At 69.7% G+C, this 21,274-nt stretch carries 20 protein-coding genes; 7 read left to right on the top strand and 13 right to left on the bottom strand.

The annotated features are described in order from the left end of the window. Positions 1 to 31: 31 nt before the first annotated feature. From AB0D12_RS08255 to ndhC, 12 genes are all read right to left on the bottom strand, one after another. Positions 32 to 424, bottom strand: coding sequence for a YccF domain-containing protein (locus AB0D12_RS08255; RefSeq protein ID WP_362678274.1), 393 nt, complete (start codon positions 422 to 424; stop codon positions 32 to 34). Further along, a complete protein-coding gene (htpX, locus tag AB0D12_RS08250) occupies positions 421 to 1,284 on the bottom strand; it encodes a zinc metalloprotease HtpX (protein WP_362678272.1) in 864 nt (287 codons plus the stop codon). Before htpX ends, AB0D12_RS08255 begins: the two co-directional genes overlap by 4 nt. Positions 1,285 to 1,430: 146 nt before the next feature. Continuing rightward, positions 1,431 to 2,972: an NADH-quinone oxidoreductase subunit N gene (locus AB0D12_RS08245; protein ID WP_362678270.1), complete on the bottom strand. Its 1,542-nt coding sequence runs from the start codon at positions 2,970 to 2,972 to the stop codon at positions 1,431 to 1,433. Next, a complete protein-coding gene (locus AB0D12_RS08240; RefSeq protein ID WP_362678268.1) occupies positions 2,969 to 4,546 on the bottom strand; it encodes an NADH-quinone oxidoreductase subunit M in 1,578 nt (525 codons plus the stop codon). Before AB0D12_RS08240 ends, AB0D12_RS08245 begins: the two co-directional genes overlap by 4 nt. Before the next feature lie 3 nt (positions 4,547 to 4,549). Next, a complete protein-coding gene (locus AB0D12_RS08235; protein WP_362678266.1) occupies positions 4,550 to 6,556 on the bottom strand; it encodes an NADH-quinone oxidoreductase subunit L in 2,007 nt (668 codons plus the stop codon). Continuing rightward, positions 6,553 to 6,933, bottom strand: coding sequence for an NADH-quinone oxidoreductase subunit NuoK (gene nuoK, locus AB0D12_RS08230; RefSeq protein ID WP_362678264.1), 381 nt, complete (start codon positions 6,931 to 6,933; stop codon positions 6,553 to 6,555). The genes AB0D12_RS08235 and nuoK overlap by 4 nt, the downstream gene beginning before the upstream one ends. Next, the gene (locus AB0D12_RS08225; protein WP_362678262.1) at positions 6,933 to 7,493 is read right to left on the bottom strand and encodes an NADH-quinone oxidoreductase subunit J; all 561 of its coding nucleotides are present in this window, start codon (positions 7,491 to 7,493) and stop codon (positions 6,933 to 6,935) included. Before AB0D12_RS08225 ends, nuoK begins: the two co-directional genes overlap by 1 nt. After that, positions 7,490 to 8,158: an NADH-quinone oxidoreductase subunit I gene (locus AB0D12_RS08220; RefSeq protein ID WP_362678260.1), complete on the bottom strand. Its 669-nt coding sequence runs from the start codon at positions 8,156 to 8,158 to the stop codon at positions 7,490 to 7,492. The genes AB0D12_RS08225 and AB0D12_RS08220 overlap by 4 nt, the downstream gene beginning before the upstream one ends. Then, the gene (locus AB0D12_RS08215; RefSeq protein WP_362678258.1) at positions 8,158 to 9,126 is read right to left on the bottom strand and encodes a complex I subunit 1 family protein; all 969 of its coding nucleotides are present in this window, start codon (positions 9,124 to 9,126) and stop codon (positions 8,158 to 8,160) included. Before AB0D12_RS08215 ends, AB0D12_RS08220 begins: the two co-directional genes overlap by 1 nt. Then, positions 9,123 to 10,361, bottom strand: a complete 1,239-nt coding sequence (locus tag AB0D12_RS08210) for an NADH-quinone oxidoreductase subunit C (RefSeq protein WP_362678256.1) — start codon at positions 10,359 to 10,361, stop codon at positions 9,123 to 9,125. The genes AB0D12_RS08215 and AB0D12_RS08210 overlap by 4 nt, the downstream gene beginning before the upstream one ends. Continuing rightward, positions 10,358 to 11,095 carry an NADH-quinone oxidoreductase subunit B family protein gene (locus tag AB0D12_RS08205; RefSeq protein WP_362678254.1) on the bottom strand — a complete coding sequence of 246 codons (738 nt, stop codon included), beginning with the start codon at positions 11,093 to 11,095 and terminating at the stop codon, positions 10,358 to 10,360. Before AB0D12_RS08205 ends, AB0D12_RS08210 begins: the two co-directional genes overlap by 4 nt. Then, complete coding sequence (ndhC, locus tag AB0D12_RS08200; RefSeq protein ID WP_327325446.1) at positions 11,086 to 11,496, bottom strand: NADH-quinone oxidoreductase subunit A; 411 nt, start codon at positions 11,494 to 11,496, stop codon at positions 11,086 to 11,088. Before ndhC ends, AB0D12_RS08205 begins: the two co-directional genes overlap by 10 nt. A gap of 210 nt (positions 11,497 to 11,706) precedes the next feature. On the opposite strand from ndhC, the gene AB0D12_RS08195 reads away from it, so the two are divergent. The 5 genes from AB0D12_RS08195 (at position 11,707) to AB0D12_RS08175 (ending at position 18,530) form a co-directional block, all read left to right on the top strand. Then, positions 11,707 to 12,906, top strand: coding sequence for a sensor domain-containing protein (locus AB0D12_RS08195; RefSeq protein ID WP_362678252.1), 1,200 nt, complete (start codon positions 11,707 to 11,709; stop codon positions 12,904 to 12,906). Between the two features lie 213 nt (positions 12,907 to 13,119). Next, a complete protein-coding gene (locus AB0D12_RS08190) occupies positions 13,120 to 14,430 on the top strand; it encodes a sensor domain-containing protein (protein WP_362678797.1) in 1,311 nt (436 codons plus the stop codon). Positions 14,431 to 14,640: 210 nt separating this feature from the next. After that, the gene (locus tag AB0D12_RS08185; protein WP_362678250.1) at positions 14,641 to 15,300 is read left to right on the top strand and encodes a response regulator transcription factor; all 660 of its coding nucleotides are present in this window, start codon (positions 14,641 to 14,643) and stop codon (positions 15,298 to 15,300) included. A 250-nt stretch (positions 15,301 to 15,550) separates the two neighbouring features. Continuing rightward, the gene (locus AB0D12_RS08180) at positions 15,551 to 17,488 is read left to right on the top strand and encodes a 2-oxoacid:acceptor oxidoreductase subunit alpha (protein WP_362678248.1); all 1,938 of its coding nucleotides are present in this window, start codon (positions 15,551 to 15,553) and stop codon (positions 17,486 to 17,488) included. Continuing rightward, positions 17,481 to 18,530, top strand: coding sequence for a 2-oxoacid:ferredoxin oxidoreductase subunit beta (locus AB0D12_RS08175; protein WP_327325443.1), 1,050 nt, complete (start codon positions 17,481 to 17,483; stop codon positions 18,528 to 18,530). The genes AB0D12_RS08180 and AB0D12_RS08175 overlap by 8 nt, the downstream gene beginning before the upstream one ends. 34 nt (positions 18,531 to 18,564) lie before the next feature. On the opposite strand, the gene AB0D12_RS08170 is transcribed toward AB0D12_RS08175, so the two are convergent. Continuing rightward, a complete protein-coding gene (locus tag AB0D12_RS08170; protein WP_362678246.1) occupies positions 18,565 to 18,939 on the bottom strand; it encodes a helix-turn-helix domain-containing protein in 375 nt (124 codons plus the stop codon). A gap of 93 nt (positions 18,940 to 19,032) precedes the next feature. Between AB0D12_RS08170 and AB0D12_RS08165 the strand changes: the two genes are divergently transcribed. Continuing rightward, the gene (locus tag AB0D12_RS08165) at positions 19,033 to 19,893 is read left to right on the top strand and encodes an SDR family oxidoreductase (protein ID WP_362678244.1); all 861 of its coding nucleotides are present in this window, start codon (positions 19,033 to 19,035) and stop codon (positions 19,891 to 19,893) included. Between the two features lie 125 nt (positions 19,894 to 20,018). Next, positions 20,019 to 20,996, top strand: a complete 978-nt coding sequence (gene rarD, locus AB0D12_RS08160) for an EamA family transporter RarD (protein WP_362678242.1) — start codon at positions 20,019 to 20,021, stop codon at positions 20,994 to 20,996. Positions 20,997 to 21,274: the final 278 nt, after the last annotated feature.

Genomic DNA, 21,274 nt, shown 5'->3' with positions numbered 1-21,274 from the left:
AGGGCGGGTCGGCGAAGGGCCGTTCCGCGGCCTACCGAGAGGTGAACGGCTGGTCCGTGCGGACGATCTCCCTGCCGAAGGGCAGCAGGGAGACCGGGATCAGCTTGAAGTTGGCGATGGCCAGTGGGATGCCGATGATCGTGATGAACAGGGCGATGCCGGTGACGATGTGGCCCAGCGCCAGCCACCAGCCGGCCAGGACCAACCACAGCACATTGCCGACGCAGGACGGCGCGCCGGCGTCGCGGCGCTCGACCACGGTGTAGCCGAAGGGCCAGAGAGCGTAGACACCGATACGGAACGCGGCCAGGCCGAAGGGGATGCCGATGATGGTGATGCACAGCAGCAGTCCGGCGAACAGGTAGCCGAGGAACATCCAGAAGCCGCACAGGATCAGCCATATGACGTTCAGGATTGTCTTCACGGTCGGTGACCTGCCATTTGCTCGAGTCTGGCGATGCGCTCCGCCATGGGTGGGTGGGTGGAGAACATTTTGGACAGCCCCTGGCCTGGACGGAAGGGATTCGCGATCATCATATGGCTCGCAGTCTCCAGCCGCGGCTCGGGCGGCAGCGGCAACTGCTTCGTACCGGCGTCGAGTTTGCGCAGGGCGCTCGCCAGGGCGAGCGGGTCGCCGGTGAGCTGAGCGCCCGAAGCGTCGGCCTCGTACTCGCGCGAACGGCTGACGGCGAGCTGGATCACGGAAGCGGCCAGCGGGCCCAGGATCACGACCAGCAGCATGCCGACGAGGCCCGGGCCCTCGTCGTCGTCGGAGCGGCCGATGGGGATCAGCCAGGCGAAGTTCACCAGGAACATCACCACGGAGGCGAGCGCGCCGGCGACCGAGGAGATGAGGATGTCGCGGTTGTAGACATGGCTCAGCTCGTGGCCGATGACGCCGCGCAGCTCGCGTTCGTCGAGGATCCGCAGGATCCCCTCGGTGCAACAGACCGCGGCATTGCGCGGGTTGCGGCCGGTGGCGAAGGCATTGGGGGCCTGGGTCGGCGAGATGTAGAGGCGGGGCATGGGCTGGCGGGCGGCGGTCGACAGCTCGCGGACGATGCGGTAGAGCGCGGGTGCCTCGAATTCGCTGACGGGGCGGGCGCGCATGGCCCGCAGCGCCAGCTTGTCGCTGTTCCAGTAGGCGTACGCATTGGTGCCGAGCGCCACGAGGAGCGCGACGAGCAGGCCCGTACGGCCGAAGAAGCTGCCGATGACGAGGATGAGTGCGGACAGTCCCCCGAGGAGTACGGCGGTCTTCAGCCCATTGTGCCGGCGGTGCACGGTACGCCCTCCAAATGGTGCGGCAGGGGACCCTTTGCGTGGTGCTGCTCCACTCTTCAGTGGACCCTTCTCTACTGGTCAACGCCAGGCGAAGGAGGCGAGTTCCCTTGTGCGCTCGGCCCTGGGCTGGGCCGTTCGGGTGGCGCTCAGAACAGGCTGCTCGCAGCGAAGCGAAGAACCAGCTGGGGGTAGCCGGAGAGGACGACACCGACGACGGCGGTCAGGACGATGGCGACAGTGACCGGCGTCGGGGTGCTGCTGCGGACCGGTTCGGCCGTCTCGGCACCTTCTTCGGCGGTCTCCGCGACAGCCTCCGGGGCGCGGAAGAGGATCGCCGTCCACTGCAGGTAGTAGTAGAGGGCGATCACGACATTGATGGCCATGACGACGGCCAGCCAGCCGAGGCCCGCTTCGACGGCCGAGGAGAAGACGGTCACCTTGGCGAACAGGCCGATGATGCCGGGCGGCAGACCGGCGAGGCAGAGCAGGAAGAAGCCCATGGCGAGGGCGACGAGCGGTCGGGTGGCGTAGAGGCCGCGGTAGTCGGAGATCCGGTTCAGCGGCTTCGTACGGGCGACGAGCGCCGCGACCGCGAAGGCCCCGAGGTTCACCACGGCGTACATCAGGGCGTACGCGACGGTCGCGCCGATCTGGTCGTCGCTGGAGTACGCCGCGGCTGCGATCGGCACCAGGAGGTAGCCGGCCTGCGCCACGGAGGACCAGGCCAGCAGGCGTACCGCGCTCCACGCGCGCGTGGCCGACTGGCGCAGCGCCGCGACATTGCCCGCCGTCATGGTGAGACCGGCGAGGACGGCGATGGCCGGACCCCAGACGTCCGCGTAGGCGGGGAACGCGATGACCGTCACCAGGATGAGGCCGGAGAACCCGACCGCCTTTCCGACGACGGAGAGATACGCGGCGACGGGCAGCGGGGCGCCCACATAGGTGTCGGGGACCCAGAAGTGGAAGGGGACCGCGGCCGTCTTGAAGGCGAAGCCGACGAGAGTCAGGGCGACGCCTGCCTTGGCGAGGGTGCCCAGTTGACCGGGGACGTTGTCGAGTCCGGCGGCGACCTGCGTGAGGTGGAGGGTGCCCGTCGCGGCGTACACGAAGCTCACGCCGAGGAGCATCACAGCAGTCGCGGTGACCGAGGAGAGGAAGAACTTCAGGGCTGCTTCGCTGGAGAGCCGGTCTCCGCGCCTGAGGCCGACGAGCGCGAAGGCGGGCAGCGAGGCGACCTCGAGGGCCACGACGAGGGTGGCAAGGTCGCGCGAGGCGGGCAGCAGGGCGGCGCCGGCCGCGGATGAGAGCAGCAGGAACCAGAACTCCCCTGCGGGGAGCTTCCTCCCGGTGTCATGGAACGACAGCAGCCCGGTGAGCAGTGCGCCCCCGAGCACCAGGAACTGGATGACCAGCGTGAAGTGATCGGCGGTGTAGCTGCAGGCGTCGGCGTCCGTCGTGAGGCAGAACGTCGCGCGGTTGCCCTTGCGCAGCGGCAGGAGGGTGATGAGCGCGACGACGAGGCCGGCGATCGCGACGACGCCGAGCAGCGGCTTGCGCTTCTCGGGTACGAAGAGGTCGGCGACGAGCACGATCAGGGCGACCACCGCGGTGATGGTGGGCGGCGCGATCGTGAGCCAGTCGACGGACTGGACGAGGCTGGTGACGCTGTCGGCTGCCACGGTCACGACTTGCCTCCTGCGAGGAGCTTCTGCACGGCCGGGTCGGTGAGGCCGAGGAGGACCGCGGGCCACAGTCCGGCGAGGACGGTGAGGGCGACGAGCGGGGTCCAGGCGGCGAATTCGTACGTCTGGATGTCGGCGAGCTCCGGCGTCTCCTCGGCGGGCTTCGCGCCCATGCAGACACGGCGTACGACGACGAGGAGGTACGCGGCGGTGAGCAGCGTGCCGAAGCCGGCGATCGCCATGAAGGTGAGGAAGGCGGAGCGGCTGAGCCCGTCGGCGGGGTGGAAGGCACCGAACATCGCGAGCATCTCGCCCCAGAATCCGGCCAGGCCCGGGAGCCCGAGAGAGGCGACGGCGCCGAAGGCGAGGAAGCCACCGAGGCGCGGGGCGCGACCGTAGAGCGCGGCGCCGGTTGCGCCGGCGAGAGTGTCGAGGTCGGCCGTGCCGTAGCGGTCCTTGAGCGCTCCGACCAGGAAGAAGAGCAGGCCGGTGATGAGGCCGTGGGCGATGTTGGCGAAGAGCGCGCCGTTGACGCCGGTGGGGGTCAACGTGGCGATGCCGAGGAGCACGAAGCCCATGTGGCCGACGGAGGAATATGCGATCAGGCGCTTGAGATCGCCGCCGGCACCCTGCTTGGCGAGTGCGAGGCAGGCGAGGGATCCGTAGACGATACCGGCGACGGCGAAGGCGGCGAGATACGGCGCGAAGGTCTGCATGCCGTCGGGGGCGATGGGGAGCACGATACGGACAAATCCATACGTACCCATCTTCAACAGCACGCCGGCGAGGAGGACGGAGCCGACGGTCGGCGCCGCGGTGTGGGCGTCCGGGAGCCAGCTGTGCAGCGGCCACATCGGAGTCTTCACGGCGAGGCCGATCCCGATCGCCAGAACCGCGATGACCTGCACGGATACGCTCAGCCCACGGCCGTTGTCAGTGGCGAGTGCCACCATGTCGAAGGTGCCGGTCTTCAGCCCGATCAGCAGCAGGCCGAGCAGCATCACGACGGAGCCGAGCAGCGTGTAGAGGATGAACTTCCAGGCGGCGGACTGCCGCGCCTCGCCGCCCCAGCGGGCGATGAGGAAGTACATCGGGATGAGGACCATCTCGAAGGCCAGGAAGAAGAGCAGCAGATCGAGGACGGCGAAGGTCGCGAGAGTCCCGGATTCGAGGACGAGCAGCAGCGCGACGAAGGCCCTCGGGGACGGGCCCGAAGGCATCTTGAAGTAGCTGTACAGCGCGCAGAGGAAGGTCAGCAGCGCGGTCAGGACGACAAGGGGGAGTGAAATGCCGTCAATGCCGAAGTGGATCCGCACATCGAGTGCGGCGATCCAGCTGATGTCCGTCGTGGCCTGCATCTTGGACGGGTGGTCATGGTCGAAGCCGAGGGCCAGGACGATCGCGGCGACGAGGATCACGCCGGTGACGGTCACGCCGTGGCGCAGGACCGCCTGGTCCGGGCTCTTGCCGCGCAGCCCGGGCGGGGCGGGCAGAAGCGCGGCCGCGGCGCCGACGAGCGGGCCGACGACGATGAACGCGAGAAGGAACTGCATCACGGACTCGCTGATATCGATCACGGCTCACGATCCGGCGTTGACGTTGGCAAGGACGACGGCGGCGATCGCCAGGGCGACGGAACCGGCGAGCAGCGCACCGAGGTAGGTCTGCACATTTCCGGTCTGGGCGCGGCGGACGGCGGCGCCGAGCCAGCGGGGGCCGGTGCCCGCGCCGCGTACGTACGTCTCGACGACCTCGCGGTCGAGGAAGCGGACCAGCTGGGCGGCAGCCCGGACGGGACGTACGAACAGAGCGGAGTAGACGGCGTCGAGGTGGAAGCCGGCTGCGGCGTGGCGGTGGAGCGGGCCGAGCAGGAGGCGGCCAGGGTCGCTCGGATCGGGGGCCGTCGCGGGATCGCCGAACGCAGCGGCGTGGGAGGCGATGGCCTCGGCCTCGGAAACGAACGGCGCGGCGTCCGGGTGGGCGGCGACTACACCCATGGGCGTCCGGGCGGCGTCCTGCCGGAACTGCACGGCGCGCCAGGTGCCGTAGGTGATCAGTCCGCCGACGAGCGCGACACCGGTGCCGAGTACGGCGGTGGTGACGGTCGGGGTGAGGCTGTGGCCGTCGAACCAGCCGTCGATGTAGGTCAAGGTCAGCCCGAAACCGAGTGAGGGGATGGCGAGAACCCAGAGCACGGCGTTCATGGTGATGGGCTGTCGGCCGTGGCCGGGGGCTTCGACTCCACGGCCGCGGAAGGTGAGCAGCCAGAGGCGGGTCGCGTATGCGGCGGTGAGGAGGGCGGTCAGCAGTCCGGCGACGAGCACCAGCCAGCCCGCGGCCCCGGGTGCGATGTCGGTTTCGCCGAGCGCGGCGTGCTCGGCGGCCACGAGGACGGCTTCCTTGGAGAAGAAGCCGGCGAAGGGAGGGATCGCGGCGAGCGCGAGCAGGGCGACGGTCATCGTCCAGTAGGCGTCGGGAACGCGCTTCGCGAGGCCGCTCATCCGGGACATGGTGGCGAGCGAGTTGGTGCCGGAGGCGTGGATGATCACGCCGGCGGCAAGGAAGAGCAGTGCCTTGAACGCTCCGTGAGACATGAGGTGGAAGACGGCGGCACCACGGTCACCGACGGCCAGGGCACCCGACATATAGCCGAGCTGGCCGATCGTCGAGTAGGCGAGGACGCGCTTGATGTCGTCCTGGGCGAGGGCCGCGAGCCCCGAGCCGACCATGGTGACCGCGGCCATCACGGCGAGGACGGTGAGAGCTGCCGCGGAGGCGGCGAAGACGGGAAGGAGGCGGGCCACGAAGTAGATACCGGCCGCGACCATCGTCGCGGCGTGGATCAGCGCGGAGACGGGAGTGGGGCCCGCCATCGCGTCGGGCAGCCAGGTGTGCAGCGGGAACTGCGCCGACTTGCCTGCCACGCCCGCGAGGAGCAGCAGCGCGACGAGGGTGGGGTGCTGGATGCCACCGGCCGCGACGGCGCCGAGGATCCCGGTGATCCGGAACGTGCCGGCGTCGGTGGCGAGTGCGAACAGACCGAACAGAAAGGGGACATCGCCGAGCTTGGTGACCAGGAAGGCCTTGAGGGAGGCGGCTCGTGCCTCGGGCGTCTCCCAGTAGTGGCCGACGAGGAAGTACGAGCAGATGCCCATGATCTCCCAGCCGACCAGGAGCACCATCAGGTCGCCGGAGTAGACGACGAGCAGCATCGCGGAGGTGAAGAGGGAGACGAGAGCCGCGTACGAGGGATAGCGCGGGTCGTCGCGGAGATAGCCCGTCGAGTAGATCTGCACACAGGACGCGACGACCCCGACCAGCACAGCGACCAGGACCGCGAATCCGTCGAGGTGCAGGGCGAGGTCGATCGGGACCGACCCAGTGGGCGTGAGCTGGGTCGAGGCGTCGATCGCCTTCCCCCCACCCTGGCGGATCGCGACGACGACGGCGATGGCGGCTGCGGCGAGTGTCGGCAGGACGGCCAGGGGCCGTACGAAACCGGGGGCGGTGCGGCCGAGCAGTAGTCCGGCAGCGGCGCCCAGGAACGGAAGGAGGGGGACGAGGACGGCGAGGGTCGTAGTGGTCACGCGGTGGCCTCCGCCTTCTTCGCAGTGGCGGTCGCGTCGGAGGCGTCGGAGGCGTCAGGAGTGTCGTCGGGGCCCTCGGCGGTGTCGCGGAGTCTGTCGACGTCCGAGCTTCCGCGGTTGCGGTAGACCGTCAGGACGATCGCCAGGCCGATGCCGATCTCCGCGGCGGCGATGGCGATGGTGAAGAGGGTGAGTGCCTGGCCGGCGTGCAGGGTGTCGCGCAGCCAGACGTCGAAGGCGACGAGGTTGAGGTTGACGGCGTTGAGCATCAGCTCGACGGACATCAGGACAAGGATCGCGTTGCGCCGTGCGAGTACTCCGTAAAGCCCCACGCTGAAAAGGAGGACGGCGAGCACGGCGGGATAGGCGAGGTGCATCAGCTCTTCCCCTCGGGGTCCTTGGTGTCCTTGCGGGACAGGACGATCGCGCCGACGAGGGCGGCGAGCAGCAGTACGGAGAGCGCCTCGAAAGGCAGTACCCAGTGCCGGAAGAGGATCTGGCCGGCCACCTGGGTGGAGCCCTGGGCCGGTCCGTCCAGGTCGATCCAGGTCGTACGGAACGCGTCCACGACGACCCAGACCAGGGAGCCCGCGGCGGCGACGGCCACGGAGAGGGCGACCCAGCGGTTTCCGGAGTCGGCGTCCGGGGAGCGGCCGATGGGGGCCTTGGTGAGCATCAGCCCGAAGAGAAGGAGGACGACCACGGAACCGACGTAGATCAGGACCTGCACCCAGGCGATGAACTCCGCCGTCAGCAGCAGGTATTCGACGGCGAGGCCGCCGAGCGCCACGACCAGCCAGAGGGCTGCGTGCACCAGCTGCTTTGTCGCGACGGCCATGACGGCCGCGCCGAGGGTGGCGAGGCCAACGAGGGCGAAGAGGATCTCGACGCCGGTCGGGGAGAGGAAGCCGTGGGTCTCGGCTACGGCGAGCATCATGCCGGGCCCCCCTCGCCCGCGGGCGGCGAGGCCGGTGGGGTGCCGTCGGACGGCAGGGTGCCCCCGGCCCCCCGGGTGGTGGTGCCGTCGGTCCGGGTCGTGCCGTCGGACGGGTCGGCCGGTGCCTCGTTGGCCTCCGCCTGCGCGGCCGCGAGCTTCTCGGCCGCCTTGCGGGCGGCGCCGAGCTCCTTCGGCTCCTCGGCGGCCGGGTCGAGCGCGGGCGGCGCGGGCACCGTCCACATCCACTCGCGGAGCTTGTCGCGTTCGTGAGTGAGCTCGCGGATGTCCGTCTCCGCGTACTCGAACTCCGGGGACCAGAACAGCGCGTCGAAAGGACAGACCTCGATGCAGATGCCGCAGTACATACAGAGCGCGAAGTCGATGGCGAACCGGTCGAGGACATTGCGGCTGCGCTCGCGGCCGCCGGGGGCCGCGGCCGGGACCGTCTCCTTGTGGGAGTCGATGTAGATGCACCAGTCGGGGCACTCACGGGCGCAGAGCATGCAGACCGTGCAGTTCTCCTCGAACAGACCGATCACGCCGCGGGTGCGGGGCGGCAGTTCGGGCTGGGTGTCCGGGTACTGCGCGGTGACGGTCTTCTTCGTCATCGTCCGCAGGGTGACGGCGAGGCCCTTCGCGAGGCCGGATCCGGGGATCGGAGGCATTACTGGATCACCACCTTCACGATGCCGGTGAGGGCGATCTGGGCGAGGGCGAGCGGGACGAGCGTGGTCCAGGCGAGTTTCTGCAGCTGGTCCTCGCGCATGCGTGGATAGGTCACGCGCAGCCAGATGACGACGAAGGCGAGCACGGCCGTCTTGAGCAGGGTCCAGACCCAGCCGAGGCCGTCGGCCCCGAACGGGCCGTGCCAGCCGCCCAGGAAAAGGACGGTGGTCAGACTGCACAGGACGACGATGCCCGCGTATTCGGCAAGCAGGAACAGCGCGAAACGGAGGCCGGTGTACTCGGTGTAGGCACCGAAGATGATCTCGGAGTCGGCGACCGGCATGTCGAAGGGCGGTCGCTGGAGTTCGGCGAGGCCCGCGACAAAGAAGACCAGGGCGCCCACGATCTGCCAGGGCAGCCACCACCACTCGAAGGCGTTCAGGATGCCGGGCAGCGAGACGGTGCCGGCCGCCATGGCGACGGAGGCGGCGGTCAGCAGCATCGGCAGCTCGTACGCCAGCAGCTGCGCGGCGGTACGGAGACCGCCGAGGAGGGAGAACTTATTGGCCGAAGCCCAGCCCGCCATCAGCGAGCCGAGCACCCCGACACCCATCACGGCGAGCACGAAGAAGATGCCCGCGTCGACGACCATCCCGACCGCGCCCTCGCTCGGGCCGATCGGGATCGCGACCAGTACGAGGAGGTACGGAAGGAGGGCGACGGCGGGGGCGAGTTGGAAGATCCGGCGGTCGGCGTTGGCCGGGACCACGTCCTCCTTCTGCGCGAACTTCACGCCGTCCGCGACGAGCTGGGCCCAGCCGTGGAAACCGCCCGCGTACATGGGGCCGAGGCGGCCCTGCATATGGGCCATCACCTTGTGCTCGGTCTGCCCGATGACAAGAGGAAGGACGAGGAACACGGCGAGGATGATGACCAGCCGGGTGGCGACGTCGAGAGCGTCGTTCACGCGTCTCCTCCGGGGCGTTCGGCCGAGTCGGGTGCGGATTCGTCGGTCTCGGGCGGGGTGGGTTCGGGCGAGGCGGGCTTGGTCGGGGCGGCTTCATCGGCCGCCGCGGGAGCCTCGGGTGCCGGGCCCTCGGGTGCCAGGCCCTCGGGTGCCGGGCCCTCGGGTGCCGGGCCCTCGGGTGCCGGGCCCTCGGGTGCCGGGCCTTCAGGTGCCGGGCCTTCAGGTGCGAGAGCCTCGGATGCGGGAGCCTCAGAGTCGGGAGCCTCGGGTGCGGCTGCGTCGTCGAAGGCGGGGCGCGGCTTGTGCCAGGGGGCGTCCGAACTGCGGGTCCCCTGCGCCGACTGCAGGGAGGGCGCCTCGGGCTCGCTGGGCGCCGCGGGAGCCTCGCGCGTCGCGGGGGCCTCCGGCGTCGCGGGCTTGCCCTCCGTCGCCTGCTTCTCCTCCGTCGTCGCACTCCGCTGCGTCGCCGAGCCCTCCGACACGCTCCGGGCACGACGAGGCGTGGCCGGAGCCTCGGGAGTCGTCGGCGTCGCCTCCGGTGTCTGGGACGCCGAGCCCTCCGAGACGCTACGGGCACGACGAGGCGGGCGGTCGCCGGTGGCGCCGGCGCCGGCCGTGCGCGCCGACCTCGCCGGGCGGGCAGTGGCCGGAGGGAGCTGACCCTTGAGGGGGCCCCATTCGTTCGGGTCCGGGACGCCGGGCGGGAGCATCTGGCGGCGCTTGGGGCCGCCGTGCTCCGACTCCCCCGGCTCCTTCGCGCCCGGCCACGCCTTCACGACCCGGGCCGCCAGGACGAAGTCCTTGCGCAGCGGGTGGCCCTCGAAGCCGTCCGGCAGGAGCAGCGGGACCAGGTGCGGGTGATTGGCAAAGGAGATGCCGAACATCTCGTGCGTCTCGCGCTCGTGCCAGGCGGCGCCCGCGTAGATCTCGACGGCGGACGGGAGTTCGGGGGCCTCGTGCGGGACCGTGGTGCGCACCAGCAGGCGGCGTACGCTCCGGCCCTCGAGAGACACGACATGGGCGCAGACCCGGAAGCCCGTACCCGGTTCGTCGACCGCGCTCAGCCAGTCGAAGTAGGTGCAGCCCAGCTTGTCGCGGGCGATCTCGAGCGCGGCGATCCAGGAGCCGACGGGGACGTCGACCGTGAGCAGGTCGTACGTCCGCTCGGCGGTGGTCTCCTCGCCGAAGATCTCGGCGGCGGCTTCCGGAAGGCGGTCGTAGGCGGTGGTGGTCACTCGGCACTCTCCTCCGGAGCCGGAGCCGGAGCCGTGGCCGGGGACGGCGACGGCGCGGCCGGCGGCTGCACCAGGCCGCTCTGCAGAGCAGCGGCAGAGGGACGTGCGGAGTACCGCTCGCCGAGCGACTCGCGCGCGATCTTCTCCTGCAGCATCAGGATGCCCTGCAGCAGCGCCTCGGGACGGGGCGGGCAGCCGGGCACGTACACATCGACCGGGATGATCTGGTCGACGCCCTTGGTCACGGAGTACGAATCCCAGTACGGGCCACCGCAGTTGGAGCAGGCGCCGAAGGAGATGACGTACTTGGGCTCGGGCATCTGCTCGTACAGGCGCTTCACCGCAGGCGCCATCTTGTCCGTCACTGTGCCCGAGACGACCATCAGGTCCGCCTGACGCGGGCCGGGCGCGAAGGGGATCACGCCGAGCCGGATGAAGTCGTGGCGCGCCATCGAGGCGGCGATGAACTCGATCGCACAGCAGGCGAGCCCGAAGTTGAAGACCCAGAGGCTGTAGCGGCGCCCCCAGTTGAGGACCACCTTCATGGGTTCCGGGGCCAGGCGCGAAAGAACGCCCAGACGCTTCGGCTCCGGCAGGAGCTCCGGAGTCGCCGGGTTCGCCGCGTTCGCGGGGTTCGCGGGGTTCGCCGGGTTCGCGGGGTTCGCCGGGTTCGCGGGGTTCGCCGGGTTCGAAGCGATCTCCGGGTTCGAAGAGATCTCCGGGGTCACGCCCATGTCAGGACGCCCTTCTTCCATGCGTAGAGCAGTCCCACGGCCAGGAAGCCGAGGAAGATGAACATCTCCACGAGTGTCGTCGCGCCGTATCCGGCGGCGGCGAAGATCGTCGCCCACGGGAAGAGGAAGATCGAGTCGACGGCGAAGATCACGTACAGAAAGGCATAGATGTAGTAGCGGACCTGGGTGTGCGCCCAGCCCTCGCCCACCGGGTCCACTCCGCATTCGTACGTCAGCAGTTTCTCCGGCGTCGGCACCACAGGCCGCAGCAGCCGCCCCGCCCCGAAGGCCACGGCGACGAACAGCACGCCGATCAGCGCGAGCAGTCCGACGACCGAATAGCTCTCGAAATAGCTGGCGAAGTGGTCCGCCGCGAGCACGGCCACGGTCGGTTCCGGCACGTCCGCCCCTCGCTCCCTGACCTCGTTGGTGATCCAGGTGATCCAGGTGATCTATTCGACGATCTGTACGACGATCTATACGCACGCGAGTCTAGGCCCTGCTAAAGCGACCGTAAGCAGTCGCGTCTCGCATCGGGTGGGGTTATCCCTACTTCATCCCACCCATGTACCCCATGGCGTGCGGCGACCCGGCCCGGCAGGGTGGGGCGTATGACCGCAAGCATCACCGTTCCCGACAGCGACCGGCTGCCACCCGCGCGCTTCGCCTTCGGCCGCCACACCTGGACGGAGGTCGCGCATCTCCTCGCCAATCTGCCGATCGCCCTGATCGGGTTTGTTTACGTGGCGTTCACGATCTTCACCGGTGTGGCACTGTCGGTGACGGTGATCGGTCTGCCGCTCCTTGCTCTCGGCCTCGCGGGCGCGCGCCGCCTCGGCAAGGCGGAGCGGGCCCGGGCCCGGGCGCTGCTCGGCGTACGGATAGACGAGCCGAGCCCGTTGCACGGGTCCCTGCACGGATCCCAGCGCCGCGACGGACTCGTCTCCTGGCTATGGGTGGGCCTGAAGGACCCGGTGGCGTGGCGGTCGGTGCTGTACTCCTTCATCCGGCTGCCCTGGGGTGTGCTGACCTTCACGATCACGCTGGTGAGCCTGTTTGTGCTCTGGCCCGTACTCCCCTTCGTCGCACGCGGACTGGCCAACGCCGACCGTGCGATGGTGCGCGGTCTGCTCTCCCCCTCCGACGAACTGGAGCGCCGTGTCGCCGAGTTGGAGTCGGACCGGGGTGTGGTCGTCGACACGGCAGCGGCGGATCTGCGCCGTATCGAGCGCGATCTGCACGACGGCGCGCAGGCCCGCCTGGTCGCACTCGCCATGGACCTCGGTCTCGCCAAGGAGAAGCTGCTCGAGGATCCGGACGCTGCCGCCCGCATGGTGGACGAGGCGCACGGCGAGGTGAAGGTGGCCTTGCAGGAGCTGCGCGATCTGGCCCGCGGCATCCATCCCGCCGTACTGACCGACCGCGGACTGGACGCCGCGCTCTCCTCCGTCGCCTCACGCTGCACAGTCCCGGTGAAGGTGACCGTCGATCTGGCGGAGCGCCCGGCCGAGGCGATCGAGGGCATCGCGTACTTCACCGTCTCCGAGCTGCTCCAGAACGTCAGCAAACACGCGCAGGCGAAGAACGTCTCGGTGGATGTCTGGCGGGCGGACGACCGGCTGCTGATCCAGGTCCAGGACGACGGACGCGGCGGTGCGTCACTGGACGGCGGTACGGGCATGGCCGGTCTGGCCGAGCGGCTGGGCGCGGTGGACGGGCTCTTCGTGCTGGACTCACCGGTCGGCGGGCCGACCATCGTCACGGCGGAGCTGCCGTGGCGGGAGCGCGGCAGCGGCAGCGGCAAACGCTGACGGGGCCGGCCCGGCGCGCGGGGGCAGCGCCCGGGTGCCGGGGCAGCGCCGGGGTGCCGGGAGTACCGGTCCGCTCCGCCCCGACCCGCCCGCACATAACCCCATGGTGGGGAAAACCCCCGCCCCAAGACGGGAACCGCCCTCATGGTGTGCGGCCCGCGGCCGCAGCAGCCTTGAGTCATGACAGCCCGCATCGCAGAACGGACGACATCGATGGCCACGGATTACCGACCGGAGACCCGGGACCACTTCATCCCCCCCGCGCTGCGCGCACCGCTCGAGGGCCGCACCTGGCGCGAGTTCGGCTATCTGCTGCTGAGCCTCCCGATGAGCATCGTGTTCTTCACCTTCGCGATCACCACCGTCTCGCTCGGTGCGGGGCTGCTCGTCACCTTCCTCGGGATCCCGGTCCTGGCCGCCGGTCTGGTCGGCTGCCGCGGGCTCGGCGCGCTGGAGCGCGCTCGGGCCCGCGCCCTGCTGGGCCTCGACGTCGCCGACCCCGCGCCCCTGCGCGGCAAGAAGAGCGGGCTGATGCCCTGGGTCGGCGCGGTCCTCAAGAGCGGGGCATCCTGGCGGCATCTGATCTACGCGGTACTGCACTTCCCGTGGGCGGTCTTCGCCTTCTGCGTCTCGCTGACGTTCTGGGTGACCGGCTGGACCCTGCTGCTCTACCCGCTGTACCACTGGGTCTTCCCGCTGTACGCCGGCCAGGACGGCCTGCAGGTGTACGGCGACGGCACGCGCAACTTCTACCTGGACGAGCCCTTCGAGCTCGCCGTGACCAGCCTGATCGGCCTGGTCCTCACGCTCGCCACCCCCTGGCTCATGCGCGGTCTGGTGAGCGTGGACCGGGTGTTGGTCGCCGGGCTCCTCGGGCCCTCCAGGCTCGCCACGCGCGTCGTCGAGCTGGAGTCGGACCGCGGCATGGTCGTCGACACGGCAGCGGCCGATCTGCGCCGTATCGAGCGCGATCTGCACGACGGCGCGCAGGCCCGCCTGGTCGCACTCGCCATGGACCTCGGTCTCGCCAAGGAGAAGCTGCTCGAGGATCCGGACGCTGCCGCCCGCATGGTGGACGAGGCGCACGGCGAGGTGAAGGTGGCCTTGCAGGAGCTGCGCGATCTGGCCCGCGGCATCCATCCCGCCGTACTGACCGACCGCGGACTGGACGCCGCGCTCTCCTCCGTCGCCTCACGCTGCACAGTCCCGGTGAGCGTGGAGGTGGACCTGCCCGCCAGGCCGGCCCCCGCCATCGAGGGCATCGCGTACTTCACCGTCTCCGAGCTGCTCCAGAACGTCAGCAAACACGCGCAGGCAGGCCGTGCCACGGTGGATGTCTGGCGCTCCCAGGACCGGCTGATGCTGCAGGTCACGGATGACGGCCGGGGCGGCGCGGACACCTCGGTCGGCACCGGCCTCGCGGGTCTGGCCGAGCGACTGGACGCCGTGGACGGAATCCTGGCCGTGGACTCACCGGTCGGTGGCCCGACGACCGTGACGGCCGAGCTTCCCTGGCGCGGCTGACCCCGAGAGCTCCTGCCCCACGTCGGGGCTGCCCGGCCCGAGGCCCCGAGCCCCGCCCCCAAGCCCCGAACCCCAGACTCCCCCAGACTTCGTCCGGGGGGTCCCCCACGAGGCTGAATACCCCGCAATCCGGTCCGAATACTGGGATGCTGGAAGGTGCAGGGGTGGGAAGCACATCGACATGGGGGCTGCAGGGTTGTGGAGGACAGAGTGCGGGTGGTCATCGCCGAGGACTCAGTACTGCTTCGGGAGGGCCTGACCCGGCTGCTGACCGACCGCGGACACGATGTCGTGGCCGGCGTGGGGGACGCGGATGCGCTGATCAAGACGGTCGCCGACCTGGCCACGCAGGACGCGCTGCCGGATGTGGTGGTCGCGGACGTGCGGATGCCGCCCACTCATACGGATGAGGGCGTACGGGCGGCGGTGCGGCTGCGCAAGGAACATCCCGGGGTCGGGGTACTGGTCCTTTCGCAGTACGTCGAGGAGCGGTACGCCACCGAGCTGCTCGCGGGCAGCAGCCGCGGCGTGGGCTATCTGCTCAAGGACCGGGTCGCCGAGGTGCGTGAGTTCGTGGACGCCGTGGTCCGGGTGGCGCGGGGCGGTACCGCGCTGGACCCCGAGGTGGTGGCGCAGCTGCTGGGCCGGAGCCGTAAGCAGGATGTGCTGGCCGGGCTCACTCCGCGCGAGCGCGAAGTACTCGGCCTCATGGCCGAGGGCCGGACGAACTCCGCGGTCGCCAAGCAGCTCGTGGTGAGCGACGGCGCGGTCGAGAAGCATGTCAGCAATATCTTCCTGAAGCTCGGACTCTCCCCCAGTGACGGTGATCATCGGCGTGTACTGGCGGTGCTGACCTACCTGAACTCCTAATTGACTGACACTCTGTCAGATATCGAGTGGAGCGGCAGACCCAGAACCAAATAATGGACAGGGAGCGTCTTTACCCACGGACCCGGGGGGCGGAGCGGAGCATGGCAAAACCAGGGCATCAGAGCGTCTCAAAAAGACGTCCGGCATATGAGCGGTCCAGGGAAGGCCACCCTTACGGACGTAGGGTGGCATTGGGACGGCCGGTGGGCCGACCGGGCCCGAACAGCCGCCTCGAGGGAGGTCCAGTTCAGTGACCAGCCAGGTCAGTAGCCCAGCCGAGCAGGCCGATGACGAGTCCGATGAGGCTCTCGTCGGCGAGCAGCGCAGGTCCGCCGAGAAGGAAATCCGTCGACTGGACCGGGTGATCATCCGCTTCGCGGGTGACTCCGGTGACGGTATGCAACTCACAGGTGACAGGTTCACCTCGGAGACCGCGTCGTTCGGCAACGACCTCTCCACACTTCCGAACTTCCCCGCCGAGATCCGGGCGCCTGCCGGAACCCTCCCGGGCGTCTCCAGCTTCCAGCTGCATTTCGCAGACCACGACATCCTCACCCCGGGCGACGCGCCGAACGTGCTGGTCGCCATGAACCCCGCCGCCCTCAAAGCGAATATCGCCGATGTGCCGCGCGGCGGCGAGATCATCGTCAACACCGACGAATTCGCCAAGCGGGCGATGGCCAAGGTCGGCTACGACGCCTCGCCCCTGGACGACGGCTCGCTGGATGCCTACCGCGTCCACCCGGTGCCGCTGACGACACTCACCATCGAGGCGCTCAAGGAGTACGGGCTCTCCCGCAAGGAGGCCGAGCGCTCCAAGAACATGTTCGCGCTGGGGCTCCTGAGCTGGATGTACCATCGGCCGACCGCGGGCACCGAGACCTTCCTGCGCACCAAGTTCGCCAAGAAGCCGCAGATCGCCGAGGCGAACATCACGGCGTTCAGAGCGGGTTGGAACTTCGGCGAGACGACCGAGGACTTCGCGGTCTCCTACGAGGTCGCGCCGGCGAGCAAGGCGTTCCCCACCGGCACCTACCGCAACATCTCCGGGAATCTGGCCCTCTCCTACGGGCTGGTCGCCGCGAGCAAGCAGGCCGATCTGCCGCTCTACCTGGGCTCGTACCCCATCACGCCGGCCTCCGACATCCTGCACGAGCTCTCGAAGCACAAGAACTTCGGCGTACGGACCTTCCAGGCCGAGGACGAGATCGCGGGCATCGGCGCGGCTCTGGGTGCGGCCTTCGGCGGCGCGCTCGGCGTCACCACCACTTCCGGCCCCGGCGTGGCGCTGAAGTCGGAGACCATCGGTCTTGCGGTCTCCCTGGAGCTGCCGCTGCTGATCGTGGACATCCAGCGCGGCGGGCCCTCGACCGGTCTGCCCACCAAGACCGAGCAGGCCGATCTGCTGCAGGCGATGTACGGACGCAATGGCGAGGCCCCGGTCCCGATCGTCGCGCCCCGTACGCCCGCCGACTGCTTCGACGCCGCTCTCGAGGCGGCCCGGATCGCGCTCACCTACCGCACCCCGGTGCTGCTGCTGAGCGACGGCTATCTGGCCAACGGCTCCGAGCCGTGGCGGATCCCCGAGATCGACGAGCTCCCGGACCTGCGTGTGCAGTTCGCCACCGGCCCGAACCACGAGCTGGCTGACGGTACGGAGGTGTTCTGGCCGTACAAGCGTGATCCGCAGACCCTGGCGCGTCCCTGGGCGGTTCCGGGGACGCCCGGACTCGAGCACCGGATCGGCGGCATCGAGAAGCAGGACGGCACCGGCAACATCTCCTACGACCCGGCCAACCACGACTTCATGGTCCGCACCCGCCAGGCCAAGGTCGACGGCATCGAGGTCCCCGACGTCGAGGTCGACGATCCGCACGGCGCGGCCACGCTCGTCCTGGGCTGGGGCTCGACGTACGGGCCGATCACGGCCGCCGTACGTCGACTGCGCACCGCCGGCCTCCCCATCGCGCAGGCCCATCTGCGCCACCTCAACCCGTTCCCGAGGAATCTGGGCGAGGTTCTGGAGCGTTACCAGAAGGTAGTGGTACCCGAGATGAACCTCGGCCAGCTCGCCACCTTGATCCGGGCGAGATATCTGGTCGACGCACAGAGCTACAACCAGGTCAACGGCATGCCGTTCAAGGCCGAGCAGCTCGCCGCAGCTCTCAAGGAGGCCATCAATGACTGAGGCGCTCTCGCTGGTGCCCAAGGCCGACGCCAAGCAGTCCATGAAGGACTTCAAGTCCGATCAGGAAGTGCGCTGGTGCCCAGGCTGCGGTGACTACGCGATCCTCGCCGCCGTGCAGGGCTTCATGCCCGAACTCGGCCTGGCGAAGGAGAACATCGTCTTCGTCTCCGGAATCGGCTGCTCCTCCCGCTTCCCGTACTACATGAACACCTACGGGATGCACTCCATCCACGGCCGCGCTCCCGCCATCGCGACCGGGCTCGCGTCCTCGCGCCGCGATCTGTCGGTCTGGGTCGTCACCGGTGACGGCGACGCCCTCTCCATCGGCGGAAACCACCTGATCCACGCGCTGCGCCGCAATGTGAACCTGAAGATCCTGCTCTTCAACAACCGCATCTACGGACTCACCAAGGGCCAGTACAGCCCGACCTCCGAGGTCGGCAAGATCACCAAGTCGACGCCGATGGGCTCGCTGGACGCGCCCTTCAACCCGGTGTCGCTGGCGATCGGCGCCGAGGCGTCCTTCGTGGCACGCACCGTGGACTCCGACCGCAAGCACCTCACCGAAGTGCTCCGCCAGGCCGCCGACCACCGGGGCACGGCGCTGGTGGAGATCTACCAGAACTGCAATATCTTCAACGACGGCGCCTTCGAGGTACTGAAGGACAAGCAGCAGGCGGAGGAGGCGATCATCCGCCTCGAGCACGGACAGCCCATCCGCTTCGGGAACGACGGCGACAAGGGTGTCGTACGGGACCTGGCGACGGGTGACCTGAAGGTCGTCGCCGTCACGCCGGAGAACGAGTCGCAGATCCTGGTCCACGACGCGCACAGCGCCAGCCCGACCACGGCCTTCGCGCTCTCCCGCCTCGCCGACCCGGACACTCTGCACCACACGCCCATCGGGGTGCTGCGCAGTGTGGAGCGGCCGGTCTACGACACGATGATGGCCGACCAGCTCGACACCGCCATCGAGCAGAACGGCAAGGGCGACCTGGCCGCGCTGCTCGCCGGGAACGACACCTGGACCGTCGTCGGCTGACGCTCCACGGACCGTCCGAGGCCCGGATCTCCCGTCAGGAGGTCCGGGCTTCGTCGTATGCCGCGCGCGCCACCAGGACCTCTTGCATCCGCCGTTCCGTCCAGCGGGCCAGCCGCCACACCTGCTCGGCGGCCTCCTTGCCGAGCGCGGTCAGCGAGTAGTCGACGCGCGGCGGGATCACCGGCTTGGCGTCGCGGTGCACAAAACCGTCGCGCTCCAGCGTCTGGAGGGTCTGGGCGAGCATCTTCTCGCTGACACCACCGACCTCGCGGCGCAGCTCGCTGAAGCGGTACGAGCGCTCCAGCAGGGCGGCGAGAACGAGCACACCCCAGCGGCTGGTGACGTGCTCGAGGATCAGACGCGACGGGCACATCGCGTGATTGACGTCGGGATCTCTACTTACGGCCATACCAGTACCTTACTTCAAAGTGGGTACTTACGCACGGTTAGTGCCCCACGTAGGGTGAGCTCTGGAATCGCATCGAAGAAGGAGAAATCACCCATGAGCATCGTTGTCACCGGAGCCACCGGAGCCCTCGGCCGTCTCGTCGTCGACGAGCTGCTGGCCACGGTCCCCGCGGAGCGGATCGCCGCCGTCGTCCGCAGCAAGGAGAAGGCCGCGGACCTCGCGGCGCGCGGCGTCGAGCTGCGCATCGCCGACTACAGCGAGCCCGAGTCGCTCGCCGGGGCCTTCCGCGCCGCCGACCGCGTCCTGCTGATTTCCGGCAGCGAGGTCGGACAACGGGTGCCGCAGCACACCGCGGTGATCGAGGCCGCGAAGGCGGCGGGCGTCGCCCAGCTCGCGTACACCGGCGTACTGGGCGGGCCCGACGCCGACTTCCAGCTGGCCGCCGAGCACAAGGCCACCGAGCAGGTGATCCTGGACTCCGGGCTGCCGTACACCTTCCTGCGCAACGGCTGGTACACCGAGAACTACACCGAGCACCTCGCACCGGTGCTGGAGCACTCCGCCGTGGTCGCGAGCGCGGGCGAGGGCCGGATAGCCTCCGCCGCCCGCGCGGACTACGCCGCGGCCGCGGCCGCCGTACTGACCGGCGAGGGCCACCTGTCGCAGACGTACGAGCTGAGCGGCGACGTGGCCTGGTCCTTCGAGGAGTACGCCGCCGAGCTGTCCCGGCAGACCGGCCGGACGATCGCGTACAACAACGTCCCGGCCGGGACGCACCTGCAGATCCTCACGGGCGCGGGCCTGCCCGGGCCGCTCGCCGAGATCCTCGTCGACGTCGACGCGGCGGTCGGGCGCGGCCTGCTGGCCGGCACGACGGGCGACCTGGCCCGGCTGACCGGCCGCCCTACGACCCTGCTCGCCGACTCGGTCGCGGCGGCCCTCGCGACGGTCTGAACCGCTCGGACGACACGGCATGACGGACCAAGTTCCGTCATGACCGTATAGCGATACACACATGACAGCCTGCCCCCTCGCCGCGTACCTTCGACGAGGTGATGCGCGCAGGGCAGGAGGGGCCAGTGAAGTCGGACGGTGAACAGCGAGCGGGACTGCTGTACGGGATAGGGGCCTACGGGATGTGGGGCCTGGTCCCGCTCTTCTGGCCACTGCTGAAGCCGTCCGGTGCGGTGGAGATCCTCGCCCACCGGATGGTCTGGTCACTGGTCGTCGTCGGCATCGCGCTGCTGGCGCTGAAGCGGTGGGGCTGGATCCGTGAGCTGATACGGCAGCCCCGGAAGCTGGGGCTCATCACGGTCGCGGCGGCGGTCATCACCGTCAACTGGGGCGTCTACATCTGGGCCGTGAACTCGGGCCATGTCGTCGAGGCCTCGCTCGGCTACTTCATCAACCCGCTGGTCACCATCGCGATGGGTGTACTGCTGCTGAAGGAGCGACTGCGCCCGATGCAGTGGGCGGCGGTCGCCACCGGCTTCGCGGCGGTGCTGGTGCTGGCGATCGGCTACGGACAGCCGCCGTGGATCTCGCTCACGCTCGCCTTCTCGTTCGCCACGTACGGCCTGGTCAAGAAGAAGGTCAACATCGGCGGACTCGAGTCGCTGGCCGCGGAGACCGCGATCCAGTTCCTCCCGGCGCTGGGCTTTCTGCTCTGGCTGGGCGCGGACGGCTCGGCCACCTTCGGCACCCACGGCACCGGCCATGCGGCGCTGCTCGCCGCGGCGGGCGTGGTGACCGCCGCGCCGCTGGTCTGCTTCGGCGCGGCGGCGATCCGGGTACCGCTCTCCACCCTGGGGCTGCTGCAGTATCTGACTCCGGTCTTCCAGTTCCTGCTGGGGATCCTGTACTTCCACGAGGCGATGCCTGCGGAGCGGTGGGCGGGCTTCGCGCTGGTGTGGCTGGCGCTGACCTGCCTGACGTGGGACGCGCTGCGGACGGCTCGGCGTACGAAGGCGGCGGCGCTGCGCCTCGCGAGCGCGGCAGCCGCACCCGCGCCGGCTTCGGCTTCGGCTCCCGCCCCGCAGACGGAACCCACCGCCTGACGCACGGCGGGACTCCCGGACCGGCCAGTCCCCCCGTTCCGGCGGGTGCGACGAGGGCCGCGGCCCCCGCATCGCAGGCGGAACCGACGCCTGCCGCGCGGCCGCGCACGCGCCGCTGCCGAGCCCCGCGTTGCGCGGCAGGCCGCGGCGCCGGCCGGCACCACGCCGCGACAGTTCGTCGATCAGCGTGAAGGTCTCCTCGGGGTCGGCGCTCTCGTACTCCCGCCGGCGCCGGCGGGCGCGACGGCCCCCGGGATGCCGGCAGGCCCAAGTGCTCC

This window comes from Streptomyces sp. NPDC048479 (assembly GCF_040651435.1).
Taxonomy (GTDB): domain Bacteria; phylum Actinomycetota; class Actinomycetes; order Streptomycetales; family Streptomycetaceae; genus Streptomyces.
Note: the sequence above shows the minus strand (reverse complement) of the source record. Positions and strands in the feature narration are given on the sequence as shown.

What these genes read in the sequence shown, in the direction of transcription:
- AB0D12_RS08190 (WP_362678797.1), top strand. Translation starts at nt 13,120, where the DNA reads ATGGCCACGGATTACCGACCGGAGACCCGGGACCACTTCATCCCCCCC.
- AB0D12_RS08175 (WP_327325443.1), top strand. Translation starts at nt 17,481, where the DNA reads ATGACTGAGGCGCTCTCGCTGGTGCCCAAGGCCGACGCCAAGCAGTCC.
- AB0D12_RS08195 (WP_362678252.1), top strand. Translation starts at nt 11,707, where the DNA reads ATGACCGCAAGCATCACCGTTCCCGACAGCGACCGGCTGCCACCCGCG.
- AB0D12_RS08225 (WP_362678262.1), bottom strand. Translation starts at nt 7,493, where the DNA reads ATGATGCTCGCCGTAGCCGAGACCCACGGCTTCCTCTCCCCGACCGGC.
- AB0D12_RS08170 (WP_362678246.1), bottom strand. Translation starts at nt 18,939, where the DNA reads ATGGCCGTAAGTAGAGATCCCGACGTCAATCACGCGATGTGCCCGTCG.
- nuoK (WP_362678264.1), bottom strand. Translation starts at nt 6,933, where the DNA reads ATGCACCTCGCCTATCCCGCCGTGCTCGCCGTCCTCCTTTTCAGCGTG.
- AB0D12_RS08220 (WP_362678260.1), bottom strand. Translation starts at nt 8,158, where the DNA reads ATGCCTCCGATCCCCGGATCCGGCCTCGCGAAGGGCCTCGCCGTCACC.
- AB0D12_RS08165 (WP_362678244.1), top strand. Translation starts at nt 19,033, where the DNA reads ATGAGCATCGTTGTCACCGGAGCCACCGGAGCCCTCGGCCGTCTCGTC.
- AB0D12_RS08205 (WP_362678254.1), bottom strand. Translation starts at nt 11,095, where the DNA reads ATGGGCGTGACCCCGGAGATCTCTTCGAACCCGGAGATCGCTTCGAAC.